Source organism: Marinobacter sp. UBA2498 (genome assembly GCF_002341575.1).
Classification (GTDB): domain Bacteria; phylum Pseudomonadota; class Gammaproteobacteria; order Pseudomonadales; family Oleiphilaceae; genus Marinobacter; species Marinobacter manganoxydans.
The window spans coordinates 3072-4349 of sequence record NZ_DDOI01000034.1; the positions used below are offsets into that span (position 1 = coordinate 3072).

Annotated in this window: 1 protein-coding gene; it reads left to right on the forward strand. The window is 57.0% G+C overall.

The genetic code is table 11. The annotated features are described in order from the left end of the window. Window positions 1-1278, forward strand: a 1278-nt coding sequence (locus tag B2W52_RS03470) for a DUF1631 family protein (protein WP_286801301.1), incomplete at both ends; no start/stop codon positions are given.

The following is a 1278-nucleotide window of genomic DNA, read 5'->3' on the forward strand; positions in this document are numbered from 1 at the left end:
CTGGATCACACGGCCGTTGAGAAGGCCAATCTGGTGGACCGACTGTTCGAGCCTCTGAAAACCCACGATGAACTCTCGGGCTCGCTTCGCCACCAACTGCAAAAGCTTCGACTACCCGTATTCGAAACGCTGGTTGAAACACCGGATTTTCTGAATGCCGGCGACCACCCGGCCCGGGATATCATCAATAACCTGATGCACATCTGTCTTGCCGAGAGAGCCTCAAGCAAGAAGCTGGAAGCAACGGTTGCCGATATCGTCGAGGAGCTGACAGAGATCGAGGTATCGGATCCGGACCTGATGGGAAGCCTGGGCGAACGCCTGAAACAGCTTGTCGAGCGTCAGGACCAATCGTTTCACCGCAACTCGGAACGGCTGGCAAAAACCCTGGAGGGCAAGGAGCGCCTGCGCCTTACCCGCAAGGAGGCAAGGCAGAGGCTGAACTCGCTCTTGAGCAACAGACAGGTTCCGAAGATTCTGATCCGCATTCTTCAGGCGGGCTGGGAGCAGTTGATCGTCCTGACCATGCTGAGAGAAGGTCCGGAAAGCCGGCATTGTGAGGAACTGTTTGATGTGGTTGCACAGCTCCAGGCCTGGCTTTCGCCTGCCGACACCTCCGAAGAGCTGGCATTTGAACGGGAGCTGGAGAGCAGCGTCATGCTGCAGTTCATCGAGCGGGAGCTGAAGACCGCCGGGGAAGTCTCGCGCGTAAGGCCGGTTATTGACGAGCTATCCGGAATTCTCGAGGGCAACGGGGAAGCAGAAACCACATGGGTTGATGAGTACGGTGACGCCGATGAAGCGCCGGCCCCGCTGCCACCGGAGCTTGAAGACAGTCGTTGGGCCTCAAGGGCAAAGGAGATTTCCGTAGGCGACTGGGTTGAGGTTCGTCTGGATACCGGCGAGACCCGCCGGTTGCGGCTGGTGTGGGGCAGCGAGGATTCACTCAGGTTTGTTTTTCTTTCGCCCAAAGGCATGAGCGAGGTCAGTTACGGGTTTCCCGAGTTTGTGCAGAAACTCGCTGAAGGCGAAGCCTGGCTGGTTGAGAGCGGAGACGTCCCATTCCTCGACCAAAGCCTGTTCAGCATCGTTGAAGATGTTTACCGGAAGCTCAATTTTCAGGCAACCCACGATGCCCTGACGGGGTGTATGCACCGCCATGACTTCGAGAAACAGGTTTCTCAGCTGATCAGCATCCTGCCGTCATCTGCTGAAGACCATGCCGCCGCCCTTATGGTTCTGGATATAGACGAGTTCAGTGTCATCAACGCCTCCTAT